13 protein-coding genes and 1 pseudogene are annotated in these 19,610 nt (G+C 40.4%); 11 read left to right on the top strand and 3 right to left on the bottom strand.

What is annotated here, in order from left to right:
- Positions 1-746 (bottom strand): tRNA (adenosine(37)-N6)-threonylcarbamoyltransferase complex transferase subunit TsaD (gene tsaD, locus BN67_RS04630; RefSeq protein ID WP_019222975.1); only part of this gene is annotated, 746 nt, incomplete at its 3' end.
- 384 nt (positions 747-1,130) lie between these two features.
- Here tsaD and BN67_RS12655 point away from each other — a divergent pair.
- From BN67_RS12655 to BN67_RS04605, 4 genes and pseudogenes are all read left to right on the top strand, one after another.
- Positions 1,131-2,316, top strand: a pseudogene (locus BN67_RS12655) (COG4223 family protein).
- A gap of 11 nt (positions 2,317-2,327) precedes the next feature.
- A complete protein-coding gene (locus BN67_RS04620) occupies positions 2,328-3,893 on the top strand; it encodes a heme biosynthesis protein HemY (RefSeq protein ID WP_019222974.1) in 1,566 nt (521 codons plus the stop codon).
- Positions 3,894-4,034: 141 nt separating this feature from the next.
- Complete coding sequence (locus BN67_RS04615) at positions 4,035-4,781, top strand: glutamine amidotransferase (RefSeq protein WP_019222973.1); 747 nt, start codon at positions 4,035-4,037, stop codon at positions 4,779-4,781.
- 220 nt (positions 4,782-5,001) lie between these two features.
- Entirely contained in the window at positions 5,002-6,003 is a 1,002-nt protein-coding gene (locus BN67_RS04605; RefSeq protein ID WP_019222971.1) for a DUF2125 domain-containing protein, read from the top strand.
- A 548-nt stretch (positions 6,004-6,551) separates the two neighbouring features.
- On the opposite strand, the gene BN67_RS04600 is transcribed toward BN67_RS04605, so the two are convergent.
- Positions 6,552-11,240 (bottom strand): NAD-glutamate dehydrogenase, encoded by a 4,689-nt coding sequence (locus tag BN67_RS04600; protein WP_019222970.1) that lies wholly within the window; start codon positions 11,238-11,240, stop codon positions 6,552-6,554.
- Between the two features lie 248 nt (positions 11,241-11,488).
- Here BN67_RS04600 and BN67_RS04595 point away from each other — a divergent pair, with 248 nt between their 5' ends.
- The 4 genes from BN67_RS04595 (at position 11,489) to rpsP (ending at position 14,674) form a co-directional block, all read left to right on the top strand.
- Complete coding sequence (locus BN67_RS04595; protein ID WP_019222969.1) at positions 11,489-12,136, top strand: carbonic anhydrase; 648 nt, start codon at positions 11,489-11,491, stop codon at positions 12,134-12,136.
- A 226-nt stretch (positions 12,137-12,362) separates the two neighbouring features.
- Positions 12,363-13,931 carry a signal recognition particle protein gene (ffh, locus tag BN67_RS04590; RefSeq protein ID WP_019222968.1) on the top strand — a complete coding sequence of 523 codons (1,569 nt, stop codon included), beginning with the start codon at positions 12,363-12,365 and terminating at the stop codon, positions 13,929-13,931.
- A 21-nt stretch (positions 13,932-13,952) separates the two neighbouring features.
- Positions 13,953-14,267: a chorismate mutase gene (locus BN67_RS04585; RefSeq protein WP_019222967.1), complete on the top strand. Its 315-nt coding sequence runs from the start codon at positions 13,953-13,955 to the stop codon at positions 14,265-14,267.
- A 32-nt stretch (positions 14,268-14,299) separates the two neighbouring features.
- Positions 14,300-14,674, top strand: a complete 375-nt coding sequence (gene rpsP, locus BN67_RS04580) for a 30S ribosomal protein S16 (protein WP_019222966.1) — start codon at positions 14,300-14,302, stop codon at positions 14,672-14,674.
- A 330-nt stretch (positions 14,675-15,004) separates the two neighbouring features.
- On the opposite strand, the gene BN67_RS04570 is transcribed toward rpsP, so the two are convergent.
- Positions 15,005-15,220, bottom strand: a complete 216-nt coding sequence (locus tag BN67_RS04570) for a DUF1674 domain-containing protein (RefSeq protein WP_019222965.1) — start codon at positions 15,218-15,220, stop codon at positions 15,005-15,007.
- 85 nt (positions 15,221-15,305) lie between these two features.
- Between BN67_RS04570 and htpX the strand changes: the two genes are divergently transcribed.
- The 3 genes from htpX to BN67_RS04555 all read left to right on the top strand — a co-directional run bounded on the left by htpX (position 15,306) and on the right by BN67_RS04555 (position 19,522).
- On the top strand, positions 15,306-16,355 hold the full coding sequence (gene htpX, locus BN67_RS04565) for a zinc metalloprotease HtpX (protein ID WP_019222964.1): 1,050 nt from the start codon (positions 15,306-15,308) through the stop codon (positions 16,353-16,355).
- A gap of 35 nt (positions 16,356-16,390) precedes the next feature.
- Positions 16,391-17,758 carry an RsmB/NOP family class I SAM-dependent RNA methyltransferase gene (locus tag BN67_RS04560; RefSeq protein ID WP_019222963.1) on the top strand — a complete coding sequence of 456 codons (1,368 nt, stop codon included), beginning with the start codon at positions 16,391-16,393 and terminating at the stop codon, positions 17,756-17,758.
- A 63-nt stretch (positions 17,759-17,821) separates the two neighbouring features.
- A complete protein-coding gene (locus BN67_RS04555) occupies positions 17,822-19,522 on the top strand; it encodes a heparinase II/III family protein (RefSeq protein WP_019222962.1) in 1,701 nt (566 codons plus the stop codon).
- Positions 19,523-19,610: the final 88 nt, after the last annotated feature.

The following is a 19,610-nucleotide window of genomic DNA, read 5'->3' as shown; positions in this document are numbered from 1 at the left end:
TCTGTCACGGCTGCTTGAAAGCTTGCTGCAATGTCAGCTACATCAACTTCTGTAAGAGGAGCCATAGCGGTTGCTGCCTGTCGAACAGCAGTTTTGAGGCCTGAAAAAGAAAAATCCAGCCGTTTTTCGCCTTTTAAAGGGCGAGGAAGAGGGATACGATTTTTATCACCTAATAAAGCAGCTTTTTCAAGGGCTGGACCTCCAGGATAAGGAAGGCCTAAGAGTTTTGCTGTTTTATCAAAAGCCTCTCCCAAGGCATCATCAATGGTGGTTCCTAAGCGTTGGTAGTTTCCCACTCCGTGCACAAGGATTGTTTGGGTATGCCCCCCTGAGACCAAGAGCAGTAAATAAGGAAAATGGACATTATGCGTGAGTACGGCTGTTAAGGCATGTCCTTCTAGGTGATTGACAGCAATAAAAGGCTTTCCTGTGGCAAGAGAGAGCGCCTTTGCACTCATAATACCGACCAAAAGTCCTCCGATCAAACCAGGACCACTTGTGGCTGCAATGGCGTCAATCTCTTTTAACTTCGTGTTTGCTTCTGTCAAAGCTTTCAGAATTAAACTATCAAGAATTTCAACATGGGCACGGGCGGCAATTTCCGGAACAACACCGCCGTAAGGTGCGTGATGATCAATTTGGCTCCAAACAATATTGGAAAGAATACGACTCTTTCCCTCATTGTTGTGTTCAACAACGGCAGCAGCAGTTTCATCACAGCTTGTTTCTATTCCCAACAGGCGCATTTCAAACAAGACCTTACGTTAAAGATTCCTTAACTGGGTACCACGGATAGGTAAGGATGCGAAGAACTTCTCTTGTCATTGATTCCTCTATTAAAAAATGCATCTTAGCATATTCTCTTAAATATAATGGCTCTATTGATGAAAAATGCAGCTGTATTTTTGAGTATAAAAGATTCGTATATTTTAAATTATTTTGCAATAAAGTCTATCATTGCTCTTAATTTGCCGATAAAGATGCTGTGTTAAAAATTTTAGTGATGTTCTATTCTTCGTAAACAGAGTTTAAAATAAACTACGTTATTTGAGAAATTCTTTATTTTTTAAAGCTTTTTTCATTTTGTTATTTTATCGTGGGAAAAAAATTGTGCGCAAAAAGTGGCTAAAATGGTAAATTCTGCAAAAGAAAAAGTAAAATCCCATTATTCTGGTAATCGTCGTAAAAAGCCTGTGATTGAACAGGAAGCTGTGAATCAGGATTCAGAAAAAATAGCGCAAAATTCAGCGAAGTTGGAGGCAATAGAAAAACAGGTTGAGCAAAGCACAAAAAAACAATGTATGCCTCATATGGTTTGGCTTTACTTGCTTCTTTCAGGAATTTTGGGTGCTCTTATTGCTTTAGGCATTTTTATAGGGCTTCAATGGGGGGGGCTTTCTTCCTTCTTCTGTGGAAAATAACGTTGGAGGGGAAAGAGCTTTGCAAATTGCTGAAACAGCAAAAGACCAAAGTAAAGAAACAATGGAGCAATTAGGGCGTGCCCTTCAAGAAATTGAGGCATTGAAAACAAAGCTTTCTTCTTTTTCATCACGACAGCTTGAAACATTGCAAAATGATGAAAAATCGCAAAAAGAGGTGAGAAGATCTTTTACTGTTTTAGAAGAAAAAGTCAGAGATCTTGAAGAATCTGTACAGGCTTTTGTGGAAGTTTCAAAAGAGATAGAAACAGCTTTATCCGTTGGGCAAAACAATGCAAATGCTCTTGCTTTGTTAAAGCAACGGTTAGAGACTATGCAAGAAGAAATGGTTGCGAAAAGCAATGAGAAAAAAGAAACAAATACCGCTCTCTTTATTGCAATTAGTTCGTTGAAAAATGCCATAGAACGTGGTGGGTCTTATAGTGAGGAATTAAAGCTGTTACAGCAACTCTTACCTTCAATGAAGGGGTTTGATTTATTGCAAAAGACAGCCGCTGTAGGTCTTCCAAATTTAGCACAACTTGCAGCGGATTTTGCACATGTTGCAGATACAATCGTTGCTACACAAAATCGTGTTGCCTCAAATGCTGGTTTTTTTGACAAAGTTTTCATGTGGATAAAAGGGCTTGTTGTTTCACGACCAATTGGAAATGTTGAAGGTATGACACTAGGAGCAATTGCGGCACGGATGGAAGTTGCTATCCAAGCAGGGGATTACGAAAAGGCTTTGAGCGAATGGCAAACATTGCCCCAAAATGCAAAAGATGTTTCACAGGGTTTTGTTCATCAGCTTGAAACACATATGGCTATTCATCAGTTTCTTCAGAAATTGTTGGTCTCTGTGCAACAAGAATCTTTTAAGGCAACAAAAATGTAAATAGGCTGAAGATGATACGTGTTTTTATTTATAGTTTTGTTGTATGTGCGCTTGGTTTAGTGTTTGGATGGGTTGCGCATTACAATGGTATTTTGGTCTTAACATTTTTGCACTTTCGGTTTTCGGTTTCATTGCTTACTGTTTTAAGTGTGCTTATTTTGTTTTTGGGAACTTTAGCGCTTTTAGGATGGTTTTTGCATATTCTTTTTTCTGTGCCTCATACTCTTTCCAATTATTTTTATAAGCGCCATAAAAAGCGCGGTTATGAAGCTCTCTCAAAAGGGATTCTTGCCGTTTTTGCAGGCGATGGTGTTGTGGCGCAACAAATGGGTGCGCGCGCCGATAAATATCTTTCAAACACATATGAGCCGTTGGTGAAACTTTTACAAGCGCAAACCTTATCTTTGCAAAATAATTCTGTTTCTGCCATCAACCTTTATGAGGAAATGAGAAAGGAAACATCAACAAAATTAGCTGGGCTTCACGGTTTGTTTCGTGAGGCTATAAAAAACAAAGCCTATGAAGCCGCATGGCAATATGCAGAAGAAGCCTTGGCTTTATCACCAGCACTTTCATGGGCGCATAAAGCTGTGCTTGAGCATTTGAGTGTAAGCGGGCAGTGGGATAAAGCACTTGCTGTTTTTGAACGCGCACAAAAAACTTTACCACGTTCAAAACGTTCAACGGTAGAGTCTCAACATACACAGGCTTTACTGTTAAGTGGGCAAGCCCTGCATTTGTTTGAGACACATCCTGCAAGAGCACGTGCAGATATTTTGAAGGCACAGAAATTAAAGCCTGATTTTGTGCCGATAATCGTGATTGCTGCTGATATCCTTTATAAATTAAATGAAACGCGGAAAGCGGATAAAATGATTATTGCAGCTTGGCAGAAAGAACCTCACCCTGACTTAGGGGTACTTTATCTTGAAAAAGAAGAAGGCGCTGTTTTGCGGTTGAAAAGGGCAAAAACACTTGCTTCTTATAATAAAGACACATTTGAATCGGCTTTTCTTATGGCTAAAGCTGCTCTGGATGCTGGTGAAGTGATACTCGCAAAAGAACAGGCACAAAAAGCACTGCAATATCATCCGCGAGAAAGTGTTTATCTCTTGTTGGCGGATATTGAAGAGGCTCAGGGAAATAATCAGGGGGCAGTGCGTCAATGGCTTTCCTTGGCACTTCGTGCTGAACGTGATCCTGTGTGGATGTGTGATGGTGCCATTTTTCCTTCTTGGTTAGCGGTTTCCCCAATAAGTGGACGTTTGGGTTGCTTTGAATGGAAAGCACCGCCTCGTGTGCCTCCCTTTACATTAGAAGCGACTCATATTACAGAGAGTGCCTATATTGTGCCAAAAAAACGAGATAAAGAGGATAATATGGGGAAAGGCACTGATGTTGAAGATAAGAAGCTTGAAAAAGATCTTCCTATAAAAAATTCTCTTTTACATAATGTGAAGACAGAAAAACAAGATATAAACACGTTAAGGCAGACGCACTTAAATGTTGATGATCCAGGGGTTAAAACAGAAGAAGAGGGGGAAAACGTATCGAAGAAGAAATTTCGACTGTTTTAAAGAGAAGTCTTAATATGAATGATTCGTGGATAGGCAGAATTGTTTTTTAAATTTGAACGAAGTAAATATTGTTTGCCAAAATTCTTTTCTTGCGCTTGAGAGATAAAACTTTACTTGGTTTTCAAAGTGATTGGTTAAAAAATGTTTTTAAATCAAAGATGTTTTGGTAAAAAGCAAATAAAGAGCAAACCAAGAATTGCAGTTGTGACGCATCGCCGGTCTACCTATACGGGTCGTTTGGGAAAAATTTTGCAACAAAGGGGCTTTGTTCTTGATGTGTACCGACCTATTTTGGGACAAAAACTCCCCGATACATTGAAGTATTATGCTGGTGTTGTCATTCTAGGGGGACCGATGAGTGTTAATGACAAAGAAGCATATATTAGTGAAGAAATTGATTGGATTTCTTTGTCGTTGAAAGAGAATAAGCCTTTTTTGGGTATTTGTCTTGGGGCGCAGATGTTAGCACGAAATCTAGGAGGATGTGTTGATACAAGAAGTGATGGAACTGTTGAAGTTGGCTGGTATCCACTTGAAGTTACTCCACAGGGAAAAGCATTGATGCATTGGCCAGAAATGGTGTACCATTTTCATGATGAAGGCATTTATGATCTCCCTAAAGAGGTAGAACTTTTGGCAACAGGTCAAACGTATCCTACACAAGCTTTTCGTTATGGAAAAAATGCATGGGGTTTGCAATTTCATGCAGAGTTCACACGTGCTATGATGAGACGTTTATTGGTACGTTCAGCACATAAATTGACTGAAAAAGGTGCTCAACCCGCTTCCACACATTTAAAAGGTCGTTTAATTTATGATCAGGCTTTGGGCCAATGGTTTGAAAATGCATTGCAACAAATCTTTTGTGTGCCCGTCATCCGTGCGTGAGGGTTAAAAGTTCTCATCATTATCATAAAATAAGGAAAGTTTTCATTTTGTCTCTATCGGCTCCATTGAAATCAATACAGAAAAGTCTTTCTTTGTGCTACCTGCTTTGTGGGTTGTTTTGCCTTTTTCTGGTTTTTATTTATAGCGCATTCTGGTTTTTTTTTCACATAAAATAGAAGACCGTATTTCTGGTCTTTTTGCAAAGGCCTCTGCTTATAATATGACAGTTGTGTGTGAGCAACTCCGCAAGAATGGTTATCCGTTACGTATCGGTATTGCTTGTGATCAATTTCAGTTTTCTTGGCCTTTGCGTGGATTTTCTTTGTCAACGGGGCGTTTGAGGGTTGATGCACCAATTTATGTACCTCGGTGGCTAGAGTTTAATGTTCATTCTCCTGCATCAATTATTTTTTCTGAAAAAAAGCCTATTGTGTTGCATTGGCGCAAGATGGTGATTGAAACAGAACCTTGGAAAATGGGTAAGACATTTAAATTGATGGCTGAAGGGTTTGAAGCTTCTTCCATGGCTTCCTCTCTTGAAGATCAGAAATTTCTAGAAAAATTGGGATCACAGACGAAAAATCAAGAGATAAGGCAAGATAATATTGAAGGGAAAGTATTTTTAAAAAAGACTCCGGACGTGGGGGGAGCTTCGTTAAATAATGCGCGTTTTTTTGGTAAAGAGAATGCGCTGCAAAAAATAGCGGCAGAATTTTTACGGCTTGATCTTAAACAAGAAAAGAATCATTTTTCAGGACATATCATTTTCGATGATTTTGATGCTTCACTGTTTTTTGCGCCTTATTTTATTGATTTTCCGAAAGTTGATGGCAACTTGAAATGGACTTTCAATAATGTGTTTCATCTGTTTAAAAATGGGGGGGAGAGTTGGAAACGGCGTTTATATGGGAAAAGTGGTTTTTTAAAATATAGCGAATTAACTTTTCATACAGGAGGTGGGGTGCGTGTTAGTGGGCCTTTTTCTTTTGATGATGAAGGATATTTGACTGCAGAATTTGAACTTGTCTTGGTACAACACACAAAGTTACTTACGACCATGCAACGCTTTTTCCCAGAGAAAGCTAACAATGTACAAGCTTTATTGTTTGTTTTAGATCTTATGCCTAGAAGTGCAGATGGCTACCCGATTTTACCTTTGTTGATTAACCATGGACAGGTAAAATTAGGTTTCTTAAAACTTGGTCACCTTGCACCACTCTAAGTCTAAAAGATAGGAATATATCAAAGATTGAAGTGTTAAAGTTGTGTCATAAACCCTGCTGCAATATTGTGACAGCTCTTGCACGAAGGGGGTTTATGAGAGGCATATTTCTTTCTATCTTCTATAGTTTTACCTTCACGCTAAGCCCGCTGATAGTGTAAAGCCAAGAGAACAAAATTGACTCAATATAAATAAATTTGAAATGAGAGAATCTTATGGGGATTCGGGGCTATGATTCAGGCTTGATAACGACAAATAATCGTTATTAATTAATATTTGATCCAAAGATAAAACGAGAAATGTTGAGCTCATTTTCAAAAGAGAAAACTGGTGCGGTTTGTTACATTGTTAATCTGGTCTTCTTTCGTTTTCTTTTAAGCTGCGAAGGACTCTTCTTTTTACCTTGTGTGCTATCTTTGAGATGTATTTTGACAATATGCGTGCAAGATTGACACCCGTCTCCCACCCTTGTTCGTTCTATGGGTGGGTGCGGTGTATTTTTTTAATTTGGCTATCTTGTTTCGCTCTAAGTCTCAAAGATTAAAGTGTTAAAGTTGTGCAATCAACCCTGCAGCAAAGGTAAAACGAGAAATGTTGAGATCATTTTCAATGAGAGAACCGATACGGTTTGTTACACTGTCAATCTGATCTTCTTTCGTTTTTTTCCAAGCTGCGAAGGACTCTTCTTTTGTTCCATAATTTTTCAGGATTTTGAGAACAATTGTTCGTAAGCTTTTGGCAATATTTTCTTTTGCTTGGTTTAAGGCCATACTATCATAATAATCAAGGACAGGAACTGTTCGACTTGCTTCATTAAGACGGTTGATACGAATCGTTTGAGCAAGTGAGAAATAGATCTCTGCGGTTTTAATAAGGTCGCTGTTACTCTGTTTTGCAATCAAAGAAATATCACAAATTATTGGAGCAGTTTCTAAGAGAGCCAATTGTTGTGCTAAAGTTTTGGGCGCTCCGTCTTCGCTATAACATATTGTTTTTTCTTTTATTTTTTGATTGATATCGTTATCGTTGGAATATGAGAGTAATTTTTCAATAACTGTACGAGCTTGTTTTATTGTTTTTACAAGTTCTTCTAATGGGACAGAAAGGTCCATATTGCATAACCCCCAATTTGTTGTCTCAAAGAGCATGGAGGTAATGGCTGCGTAGAACTTATTTTGGACAAAACCGGGTATTTTATTATCAAGTTTATCAATTTGATGAGACAGTTTAGCTATTTCAAAACCATCGCACAGCGCAATGAAAACGCGAATAACATCTTCAATTTTTTGCTCTGTTGCATCTTTTAGACGGCTAACAAAAGTAGGTCCCCCGCGATTTACAATATCATTGGCAAGTAGCGTTGCAATAATATGACGACGCAACTGATGATGAATAATTTCTTTCTCAAAGTTTTCTTGAATTTGCGTTGGAAAATAATGCAACAAGAGTGCATCAAAATAATGATCGTCAATAAGAGAGCTGTGGGCGATTTCTTCTTTTAGCGTTAATTTTGCATATGCTAAAATAACGGCAAGCTCTGGACGCAATAACCCCTGACCTTGTGTCATTCTTTGCCGCAAGATTTGCTCATCAGGAAGAATTTCAACTCTACGATCGAGAAGATTTTTCTGTTCTAAATCATGCATAAAGCGCATTTGATAAGGTAAATCAATAATACTTTGGTTTTCAGCTAATGAAAGAGCGAGAGGTTGCAAATAATTGTTACGCAAAACCAATTGTTCAACTTGTGAAGTCATTTTTTTCAAGAGCTCATTGCGTGCTTCACGGGTAAGCGTTTTTGCACGCAGTGCTGAGGCCAGAACGATTTTGATATTGACCTCGATATCTGAACAATTAACACCTGCAGAATTATCAATGGCATCTGTATTGCATCGTCCACCATTTAAGACATATTCAATCCGACCACGTTGTGTAACACCAAGATTAGCGCCTTCACCAATAATTTTGGCACGCACTTGTTCACCAGTAATGCGGATTGCATCATTTGCATGGTCTCTTACTTGGGCATCGGTTTCTGTTGTTGCACGGATATAAGTTCCAATGCCGCCAAACCATAAAAGGTCAACAGGTGCTTTGAGAATTGCAGAAATAATTTCAAAAGGGGTTCCTGTTTGTTTTTCAAAGCCAATGGACTGTGCTGCTTCGGGTGAAAGAGTGATCGTTTTCATTGTGCGTGAAAAAATACCACCGCCCTTTGAGAGTTTTGTTTTGTCGTAATCCTGCCAACTTGAACGGGGAAGTTTAAAGAGGCGCATACGTTCTGCATAGCTTTCAGCTATGTGTGGGTTTGGGTCGATAAAAATGTCACGGTGATCAAAGGCAGCGACAAGTTTTGTTTGTTTGGAAAGAAGCATTCCATTGCCAAAAACATCGCCAGACATGTCACCAACACCCACACAGGTAAAAGGGGTTGTTTGAATATCGTGATTAAATGATTCTCTAAAATGCCTTTTAACGGCTTCCCACGCACCTTTTGCTGTAATGCCAATGGCTTTATGGTCATAGCCCGCTGAACCTCCAGAGGCAAAAGCATCATCAAGCCAAAAGTGGTTCGCTTGGCTGATGGTGTTGGCGGTATCAGAAAATGTTGCTGTACCTTTATCGGCAGCGACAACAAAATAAGGGTCATGTTCATCATGACAGATGATATCGTGAGGAGGGCTTATTTTACCACTCACCAGATTGTCTGTAAGGGAGAGCAAGGCTGTGATAAAGTCAATGTAAGCTTGTCGTGCTGCTTCTATAATGATAGCACGATCGTTGGTTTGGGGAAGGCGATGAGGATAAAATCCACCCTTTGCACCGACAGGAACGATAACAGCATTTTTGACTTGTTGGGCTTTGACTAAGCTGAGCACTTCTGTACGATAATCGAGTGCACGATCAGACCAGCGAATTCCGCCACGGGCGATAGAACCAAAGCGTAAATGAACCCCTTCTACTTCTGGTCCGTAAACAAAAATTTCTCGATAAGGACGTGGTTCAGGCAAGCCTTCAATTTGGCGTGGATCCAACTTGGTTGCTAAAATACGCCGTGGGCTACCATCTGCAAGAGGGATAAAAGCGTTTGTTCGTAAACTTGCCTCGATAAGATTACGATAACGGCGTAAGATGAGATCATCATCTAAACCTGATACCGTTTGTAATTTTTCTTCAATGTGTTTTTCAATGATCTTTTGATTTTCTTTCCGCTCTTTTTCTGTATAGCTTTGATGAAACTTCAAATGAAACAAAGCATAAAGATCTTTAGCAATGTCAGGATAAACATTTAAAGTTTGGGCAACACGGTCTTGTGAATAAGGAATGCCAGCTTGTTGGAGATAGCGTCCATAATGGCGCAAAATAACAATTTCACGCCAATTTAATTCAGCTGTTTGGGTGAGAGCATTAAAGGCATCATTATCAGCATCTTGGGACCAAATTGCCTCAAATGTTTCTGCATGTTTTTGACCGTTTTTATTGAAATCAATGCACAGTTGGAAAGCGCTTTCTAGTTGCATGTCATGAAGATATACAGAATCTCCATTGTCATCTGGCAATTTAAGTGTTTGTTCAGCAATGACTCGGAATCCCATATTTTCTAAGAGTGGTACGCGTTTGGAAAGGGCAAGGGCTTCATGGCGGTGAAAAAGTCGGAGAGAAATATTTTGTTTTTCTTTGTTATGTGTGTTGTCAAAAGTCACAAAAAGCGGTTTTTTATTGTGAAGACTTAGAATATATCCGGCATCTTCAATGGCATTTTCAGCTGAAAATAAATCACGATAGCTGTTGGGAAACTGGCTGGCCAAGCGTGTTTGTTGCTCTGTTATCTTGCGGCTGAGGGCTATGGTTTGAACAGATTCTTCCCAACTTCGTGCAATAGAACGCACATGCTGCTCAAGCGTGGTGCGCTCAATAAGAGGAGCACTTTCACTTCCTTTGCGATGGATGATGTAATGGACCCGCGTAAGGGTGCTTTCCAAAAAGAGCGGATAGGATTCAAAAAAATCACCATTATAGAGCTCAACAAAATATTCACCAACTTTTTCGCGAATGTTGCTGCTATATTGGTCACGGGGGATATAAACAAGGAGAGAGACAAAGCGCCCAAAAGAATCCGTATGAGCAAGTACACGCAAACGTGGACGCTCATCGAGTTGCAGGATCAGTTTGGCATTTTCTGTTAATGTCTCAATGTCAGAGCGAAACATTTCATCTCTTGGATAGGTTTCTAAAACACTAAGGAGTGCTTTTCCAGAATAGTCAGTGCGATTGTATCCGAGTTGTTGAATAATGATTTGGGCTTTTTCTTTTAAAAAAGGGATTTGCAAAATAGAGCGCGTATAAGCTGAGGAGGTAAACAGTCCTACAATGCGTAATTCTCCACACAGCTTGTCTTCTTTATCAAAGATTTTAAAACCAACATAATCAAGCCAAACAGAACGATGCACTTTTGAACGGCTGTTGGCTTTTGTTACAATAAAGAGGTTATCATTTTCCATAAAAGAAAGGATTTCTTTGGGAGGTTCTTCAACGTTCGCATCGGCAATAATACGAATAGAGGCATCGGTGAGAATCCCCAGTTCAATATTGCTTGTTGTAAAGGATTTTGTGGGTTTTTGGTCTTTAATGAAATTATAAGTGCGCATTCCAAGGAAGATGAAATTATCGTTCATCAGCCAATGAAGAAACTCAATGGCTTTTTCGCCCTCTTGTTTGTATTGGGTGGGGAGGCTTGTTTGATAGGTATGAATATGCTTTTTGACTTCTTCAAGCATAGGTTGCCAATCTTGTACAGCGGCATTGACCTGCTCAAGAACCAAATTCAGTTCGTCTTTCAGTTTTTTGATCTGTTGTTTATTTAAGGGCTCAATATGGATTTGCATCAAGCTAATGCGTTGTCCCGAGTCCCGTTCAAGAACAGGGTGTGCAATTAAATAGATGTGGTTTTTATGCTGATTAAAAACATTTAAAATGGAATCAAGAAGGAATGGTTTGTTATCGTTGACAAGCGTAATAACCGTTATAGGCTTGTCACTTCGTGTTAAATTTTGTTCGAAGCAGATGGTTGTTTTGCCTGTCTTATGAAGATTGAAAGCATCAATGGCGGTGGTGGTGGCTTTTTGAAGTTCTTTTTTTTCATAATAGACAATATCTTCTTTATCTGTATGCGCAAAAAGAATTTGTTCTATTTCCTTTTGATTGCTTTTACTCTCTGACTTTTGTTGTTTTAACACAGTGATTGTCCCTTTTTTCTCTTGCTGTTCTTTTTATATTTTATAAAAACAAGTTTTTATGATCTTTTCTTCAATGTAGCACCTTATTTTAGGTGGGAATAGTTATTTATTTTTGGGAGAATAACGTCGTTTCTTTCCTTTTTATAGTCATAATCTACACTTGTGAGGAAATGTCGCGTATCTATGATTCAGGATATTTTTAGTGTTTATGTTAATAGTTTGTTTTTAAAAATGAAAGTAAATAAAGAATGACGCGTTTACCTGCAAGACTTTTAAACGGTTATCAAACCTTTTTAAGAAATAATTTTGCTTATAAAACAGAACGTTATCAGCAATTAGCGATTGAAGGACAAAAGCCTGAAACTTTGGTGATTGCTTGTTGTGATTCGCGGGCAATACCAGAAACAATTTTTGATGCTAAACCAGGTGAAATTTTTACTTTGCGTAATGTGGCAAATTTGGTCCCTCCTTTTTCTCCTGATAATCAATATCATGCAACCTCATCAGCTATTGAATATGCCGTGCAATTGCTTGAAGTTAAGCATATCGTTGTTTTTGGTCATGCCCATTGTGGGGGAGTAAGTGCTGCTTTTAAGGGGGTACACAAGTCTTTATCGTCAAATGATTTTATTGGTCAATGGATTAGCCTTTTAGCGCCGGCAGTGCGAGAAATTGTTGGGAATAAATCCTTGAGTGTGCCAGAACAGCAGGTCGCGTTAGAACAGCTTTCTATCCATCATTCCTTGAGAAATTTAGAAACATTTCCGTGGATCAAGGTACGGAGAGTTCAGGGTATTTTGACATTACATGGGGTTTGGTTTGATATTTCAAGTGGTGAATTATGGAGCTTAGAGCAAGAAACAGGTCGCTTTGTACGTGTTGAGGATGAGAGCTAAAAAGCCTCTTAATTTCTTGTCTTTTTGAAGGTATTGTATGATAAACCTTGACAAAGAGAGGCTTTTATTGTTTGAAAGAGTGAGCTTTCAGTAACAGAATTGACTTGGAGCCGCTGACTGAGACCCCAAAAAGGGTATAAAGAGATCTCAGAGGTCAACACCCGACAACGCGATGCGTCCTCGGGTGCCATTTTGGTTTTTTTGTTATGTAGCAATGAGGTGAGTAATGTTTGAATCCTTACAAGAACGGCTTGGTTCCATACTGGCTCATTTGACAGGGCGTGGTGCTTTGTCAGATCAGGATGTGGCAACGGCGCTACGCGAGATTCGTCGCGCTTTATTGGAAGCCGATGTTGCACTTGATGTTGCACGTTCTTTTACGGATAGGGTTCGTGAAAAAGCCGTTGGGGCTGAAATTGTTAAATCAATTAAACCAGGCCAGATGGTTGTTAAAATTGTCCATGACGAATTGGTGAATATTCTTGGAAATGAAAGCATTCTAAGCGATTTAAAAGCACCAGCGCCTGTTGTTATTATGATGATTGGTTTGCAAGGTTCGGGAAAAACAACGACAACCGCAAAGTTGGCTAAGCGTTTAACAAACAAAAATAATAAAAGAGTTCTCATGGCATCGTTAGATACGCGTCGTCCTGCGGCACAGGAACAACTGCGCCAATTAGGAGAACAAGCAGAACTTGCAAGCTTGCCTATTATTGCTGGGCAGTCTCCTGTCGATATTGCAACACGTGCACTACAAGCGGCCAAATTGGGTGGTTATGATGTGCTGATGCTTGACACCGCAGGGCGCAACCACATTGATGAAGCTTTAATGCTTGAATTGGCTGAAATTAAAGCTTGTGCGAATCCTCATGAAATTATGTTAGTTGCTGATAGTCTTACTGGGCAAGATGCTGTTCATCTTGCGCGTTCTTTTGATGAGCGTGTGGGCATTACAGGAATTATCTTAACACGTATGGATAGTGATGGCCGCGGTGGTGCGGCTCTTTCTATGCGTGCTGTTACAGGAAAGCCCATTAAAGCAATTGGAACTGGTGAAAAAATAGATGCTTTGGAAGAGTTTCACCCCAGTCGTATTGCCGATCGTATCCTTGGAATGGGTGATATTGTTTCTTTGGTTGAAAAAGCTGCTGAAACGATGGATCATGAGAAAGCTGCTGCTTTTGCAAAAAAAATGCAGGCTGGAAAGTTCGATCTGAATGACCTTGCAGAACAATTGCAAAAGATGAAAAAACTTGGAGGAATGGGCAGCATCATGGGAATGATGCCAGGTTTGGGTAAGGTAAAAGATCAAATTGCTGCTGCGGGGCTTGATGATCGTTTGTTTAATCGTCAATTGGCTATTATTTCATCAATGACACCTTTAGAGAGAGCTTCTCCAGAGCTTTTGAAACATAGTCGTAAACAGCGGATTGCCAAGGGATCGGGCACGACGGCTGCGGATATTAATAAGCTTTTAAAAATGCATCGCCAAATGGCTGATATGGTCAAAGCTATAGGAGGCAAAGGCAAAGCCGGTTTGATGGGAAAAATGCTAGGAGGACTTGGCTCTAAGATGGGTTTGGGCGGTATGGGAGCTGCTGGTGGTGATTCTCAGACTATGCCCGATTTGTCGGGATTGGATCCAAAAAAATTGCCAGTATTACAAAAACAAATGGGAAATGCGCATGGAGGAGGAGTGCTCCCTGGTCTTCCTGGTCGTGGTCCCGTTCTTCCTGGGCTTTCTCATGGTCTTACCAATAGAGAAAATTTTCCTCAGCCTCCTAAGAAGAAATGAGATATAAAGAGGGAAGAGAGCATGAGACAGGAAAAAATATTGGATGAATTGGCGCATTTACGGGCATCTATTGATAATTTTGATGCAACGTTGATTCATATTTTGGCAGAGCGTTTTCGATGTACAAAAGAAGTTGGGCGTTTAAAAGCCCGTTATGATCTGCCTACAGTTGATCCTTTGCGTGAGCAAAGTCAAGTTGCTAGGTTGCGGCAGTTAGCTATAGAAAGTCAACTCGATCCCGATTTTGCTGAAAGATTTTTTAAGTTTGTTGTTACAGAAGTTGTGTATCATCATGAGGTGATCGCTGAAGAGCAAAAACAAAGTAACTCAATTTAAACGAGAGCCAAGACTGATATAGGAGATAAAATATGGCATTAAAAATTCGTTTGTCCCGTGGGGGTTCAAAAAAGCGCCCTTACTATCACATTGTTATTGCGGATGCTCGTAGTCCGCGTGATGGACGTTTTCTTGAACGTGTTGGTGCATGGGACCCAATGTTGCCTAAGGATGGCTCGCGTGTAAAACTTAATGAAGAGCGTATTCAATATTGGCTTGGCCAAGGAGCGCAGCCAACAGACCGTGTGTTACGGTTTTTGGATGCCGCTGGTTTGAAAAAGCGTCCAACCCGCAATAATCCACACAAAGGTGAACCGGGAAAAAAGGCGCAAGAACGTATAGCTGCTGCAAAACAAGCAGCAGAAGATGCAGCTGCTGCAGCAGAATCAGCAACAGAAGAAGCATAATTATTCTGAAATCTTAACGATGCTTTTAAGAAGTGTTGAGAGGGAAGAAGGGTTATTTTACATTTTTGATCGGTAGAATGGATCTCTTTTAAAAAGGTCTTTGCTTTTTAAAGCCAACATTTGTCTTTGATAAAAGTTAAGGGCACGGTATTTCATTTCCCAGTCTCCATAGCGTGAGGTTTTTTTTACGACCGTGCCTCTTTTTAAGGGATTTTTTTGTTTTATTGCTTATATGCTTTTATAAAGCAGAATAGTTATTCTGCATTTTTTATAGGTAAAAACGGATCTTTTTTAAAAGGATATTTGCTTTTTAAGCCAATATTTTTCCTTTTAGAAATCAATGGCACGTCCTTTAATTTCCCAGTCTCCATAGCGTGAAGGGTCTTTACCGCCGCGTCCACCATTTTCTACGGGCTTTTCTTCATTTGTTTTATTTTTACGCCTTTCTTCAGCTTCATTTAGCGCACGTTGTGCTGCGGGAGAAAGGGGTTGCTGTTGGTGCGTGGTTTCGTTTTGTTTGTGTATTTTTTCGTCTTTTTTGTCCATTTTACACCTCTATTCCATTGAAGAAGCAGAAAGAAAACACCATCATATAATATCGATTATATTTTATCATGGAGTTTTTTGAGTAATGAATATCATGCGTACAGCAATGCTTTTAGCTTTTATGACCGCTCTTTTTATGGGAGTTGGTTATCTTGTTGGAGGGGGCAGTGGTATGATCATTGCCCTTTTGATAGCAAGTGGTCTCAATTTTTTTTCTTATTGGAATTCGGATAAAATCGTTCTGCGCATGTATGGTGCGCGTGAAGTTGATCAACACTCCTCACCCGTTTATTATAAGATTGTAAGCGATCTAGCAAGGAAAGCTTCTCTTCCTCAACCAAAAGTTTATGTTCTAGATAGTGCGCAACCTAATGCTTTTGCTACGGGGCGCAATCCTCAAAATGCAGCTGTTGCTGCAAGTGCTGGATTATTAGAGCGGTTAAGTGTAGAGGAAATCGCTGGTGTTATGGCGCATGAGCTCGCACATATTGAGCACCGTGATACGTTGACTATGACGGTGACGGCAACGATTGCAGGAGCCATTTCAATGCTTGGGAACTTTGCTTTTTTTATGGGTGGAACGCGTGATTCTTCTGAACATTCTCATGGTATAGGAGCAATTGGAGGGCTGATAGCGATGCTTGTTGCACCTTTTGCGGCTATGCTCGTGCAAATGGCTATTAGTCGCACACGGGAATATGCTGCTGATCGACGTGGTGCTGAAATCTGTGGAAATCCATTATGGTTGGCGTCAGCATTGCGTAAAATTGCCGATGGTGGATATAGAGAATATAATGAAGAGGCAGAGCATAATCCAGCAACAGCTCATATGTTTATTATCAATCCTTTGAGCGGTAAAGGCGCTGATAATCTTTTTTCCACACATCCGGCGACGGCAAATCGTATTGCTGCTCTTTATCGACAAGCGGAAGAGATGAAAGGGGAAATGGTCAAGAGTATGGAATGGGCGAAAGAGAGTAATTTACATGAAGAAAGAAGAAATTTAAATGATGAAAATTGGGCTTATTATGCACAAAATAGGAGATCAGATTATCAGGAACAAAGGGATTTTCAGCGTGTTAAGAAACGCCCTTCTTGGCTTCGTTATGATGATTCTAAAAGGTCTCAGCCATAATATTTTTCAGGGAATGAAAGCATAAAGGTGCTGCTTTGAAATATAAAAAAGCGGGGCGTGTGTCCGAAAAAGATGTTCCGGGATTAGGCGTGCGGCGGGTTTGTGTGCGTCTTTTAGGGGCGGTGCTTGATAAGCATGCATCTCTTTCAGGGTTAACAGATAATGAATATGGACATCCACAATATTTAGAGTTTTCACAGAGGGACCGTTTGTTGTGCCGCGCTATTTTGACAGCAGCATTGCGTCATCGGGGCCAGATTGTCGCTGCTTTATCATGCTTTTTAAAACGTCCTTTACCTTCACAAGCACTCTCACTTCAGCATCTTTTACATATGAGTGTGGCACAAATTCTTTATCTTGATATTCCCGATCATGCTGCGATTGATTTAGCTGTGCGTGTGGCAAAACTTGATCCTCGTATGCGTCGGTTTTCGGGGGTGGTCAATGCTCTTTTACGGAATGTTGCACGCGAAGCGGAAGTATTGCGTCAAAAAGCTCCCAGCATTGAAGGAATTCCAGAATGGTTTGGAAAGCTGTTGGTGTCGACTTATGGAAAAGAAAAGGCTGAACAGATTTTAGAAGTTCAAGCGCTTGAACCTCCCCTTGATTTGACAGTCAAATCCGATAATGCGGAATGGGCTAAACGGCTTGGAGGCGTTGTGCTGCCTAATGGTTCTGTTCGATTGAGTCGTTTGGAATGTTCTGTTTCTGATTTACCAGGCTATAGGGAAGGGGCTTTGTGGGTTCAAGATTTTGCGGCGGCATTGCCCGCTTATTTGCTTGGCAATATTCAGGGAAAACGGGTTGCTGATCTTTGTGCAAGCCCTGGGGGGAAAACAGCGCAATTGGCTTTGCAAGGTGCTGATGTGACGGCCGTTGATATATCTGCCAATCGGATAAAGCGTTTAAAGGAAAATATGGAGCGTCTTCATTTCTTTGTTCATACTTGGCAAGGTGATGTGAGAAATTTTCATCCCGAACAGTCTTTTGAGGCCGTTCTTCTTGATGCTCCTTGTTCTTCTACAGGCACAATACGGCGTCATCCGGATATTTTGTGGACAAAATCGATGAGCGATGTCACCAAGTTGGCAGCGTTACAATATGATTTGCTTGTTGTGGCAATTGCTTTGGTGAAAAAAGGGGGGCGCATTGTTTTTTCCAATTGTTCATTGGCAAGAGAAGAAGGTGAAGATCTCATTGAAAGAATTTTATTAGAACGCAAGGATGTTGTTTTAGAGCCTATTTCTTCTCAAGAAATAGGTGCGCTGGCGCATTTGCTTTCTGTTAAGGGAACTTTGCGCACAACGCCTGCGGATTTTTGCTGTCAAAGTGTTGAAGCTGAAAAAAATATGTTTTTAGGAATGGATGGTTTTTTTGCTGCACGCTTGCGGAAAGTGGTTTGATTAACGGTTCATTTACGCAAATGGTCGAGATTGTGCATGATTCAGCATGTACGGAGATGAATTGTGGCGATTGCGGTAAAAGGTCCTCAGGTCAAGGTATCAGATTTTATGTATATGGCGCATCAATTGATACGGCGTCTTTGGGTTGGCCCCTTGTTTCGTTGGCGGTTTTCAGGATTTCGTCCCCATAAAATTTTAGCACATCCCGTTGATTTGCATGTGGCTGATCCAGTCATGGCGCATGAATTTTATCACGGTCGTTTTGCTTTTGCTGGTCATACTGTTCATGCTGGTGCTCTTTCCCCTTTTTCGTTGGTTCCCCCGACGCTAGAATGGGAAATAGCTCTTCATAATTTCCACTGGTTGCGCCATATGACAGCCGCCGAAAGTGATTTGACTGCTGCGCATGCACGTTCTCTCTTCATAGATTGGCTTGATCATGGTGGTAAAAGAATAAAGGGGCTTGCTTGGAGTGCGCCGGTTGTTGCACAGCGTTTGATTTCGTGGATTTGTCATTCGAAAATGTTGTTGCAAGGGGCAAGTGAGCGGTTTGAAAAACGCTTTTTACGTGCACTTGGTTTTCAGTTTCGTTATTTGTATACAACGATTGGGAGTATGGAAAACAATGACCAACGTTTGCAAGCTGCAGTGGCTTTGACATTTGCGTCTCTTTCTTTGCCCATTTCTGCCACAATGAAAAAAAAGGTGCAAAGCTTTCTTATAGAGGAGCTTTCACAGCAGATTTTGGTGGATGGTGGACATATTTCGCGTAGTCCTATCATCTTGCTCAATTTGTTATCGGATTTGTTGTCTTTACGTCATCTTTTTATGCACAGCAATGAAACGGCACCACGTACTCTTGTTGATTCTGTTGAGCGTATGTTGCCGGCTTTACGGTTTTTTATCCATGAAGATCAAACATTGGCGCGTTTTAATGGTGTTGGTCCTCTTGTTTCAAAATGCTTATCGGAACTTTTAAAGCTTGATGAAACTGCAGGGCATCCTTTTAGTTATGCGCGTTATTCAGGGTTTCAACGTTTACAAGCCAATCAAACGACAGTGCTTGCCGATACAGGGAAATTTCCACCACGCTCTGTTGCCGAACATGCTGGGTCGGGATGTTTGTCTTTTGAAATGTCTTCACAGGGAAGTCGCTTTATTATCAATATGGGTGTTAACCCCTATGGGCGTGAGGAGCATCGCCATTTAGGGCGTGTGACCGCGGCACATTCAACGGCAACGGTTAATGATTGTTCGGTAGGTATGTTTTATAAAAAAAAGAAAAATGGTGCTTTACTTTTGTTTGAGGGACCCAGCGAAGTTAAAGTGCATCGTGTAGAAAATTCAGAAAAAATTGGTTTTATTGCAAGCCATAATGGCTATGTGCAACCTTTTAATCTTATTCACGAACGCGGTCTTGTTTTAACGACAAATGGAGCAATGATTGAAGGGTTTGACCGCTTTTTCATGCCAAAAGAAGGATTCTCAAAGAAACGGGCAGCCATGCAAAGTGAACAAAATAAGGTTGCTGTTCGGTTTCATCTTCATCCGCAAGTTGAAGTTCATTACGATGGCAGGCGCGTGTGTTTATCTGTGGAGGATGGGCAAGTGTGGTATTTTATGTCGCCTAACGCTGATATTTTTCTTGAAGATTCCATTGATTTTGCTGAATTAACAGGTCCGCAACGTACACAACAGATTGTTTTGTATTTCCGTCCTGCAGTTCAGGAAAAAGTTCTTTGGCGCTTTATTCGCCATTCGTGAGAGAGCGTTTGATTCTTTGGCACATGGATAAGTATGCGCTCTTCTTTGGTGTGTTAAAAACAAAATATTTTCTTTTTGGTAGGGTATT

It is taken from the genome of Bartonella rattaustraliani AUST/NH4, assembly GCF_000312565.1.
In the GTDB taxonomy this organism is placed as follows: Bacteria; Pseudomonadota; Alphaproteobacteria; order Rhizobiales; family Rhizobiaceae; genus Bartonella; species Bartonella rattaustraliani.
The sequence above is the reverse complement of the archived record's forward strand: the minus strand, read 5'-3'. Positions and strand labels throughout refer to the sequence as shown.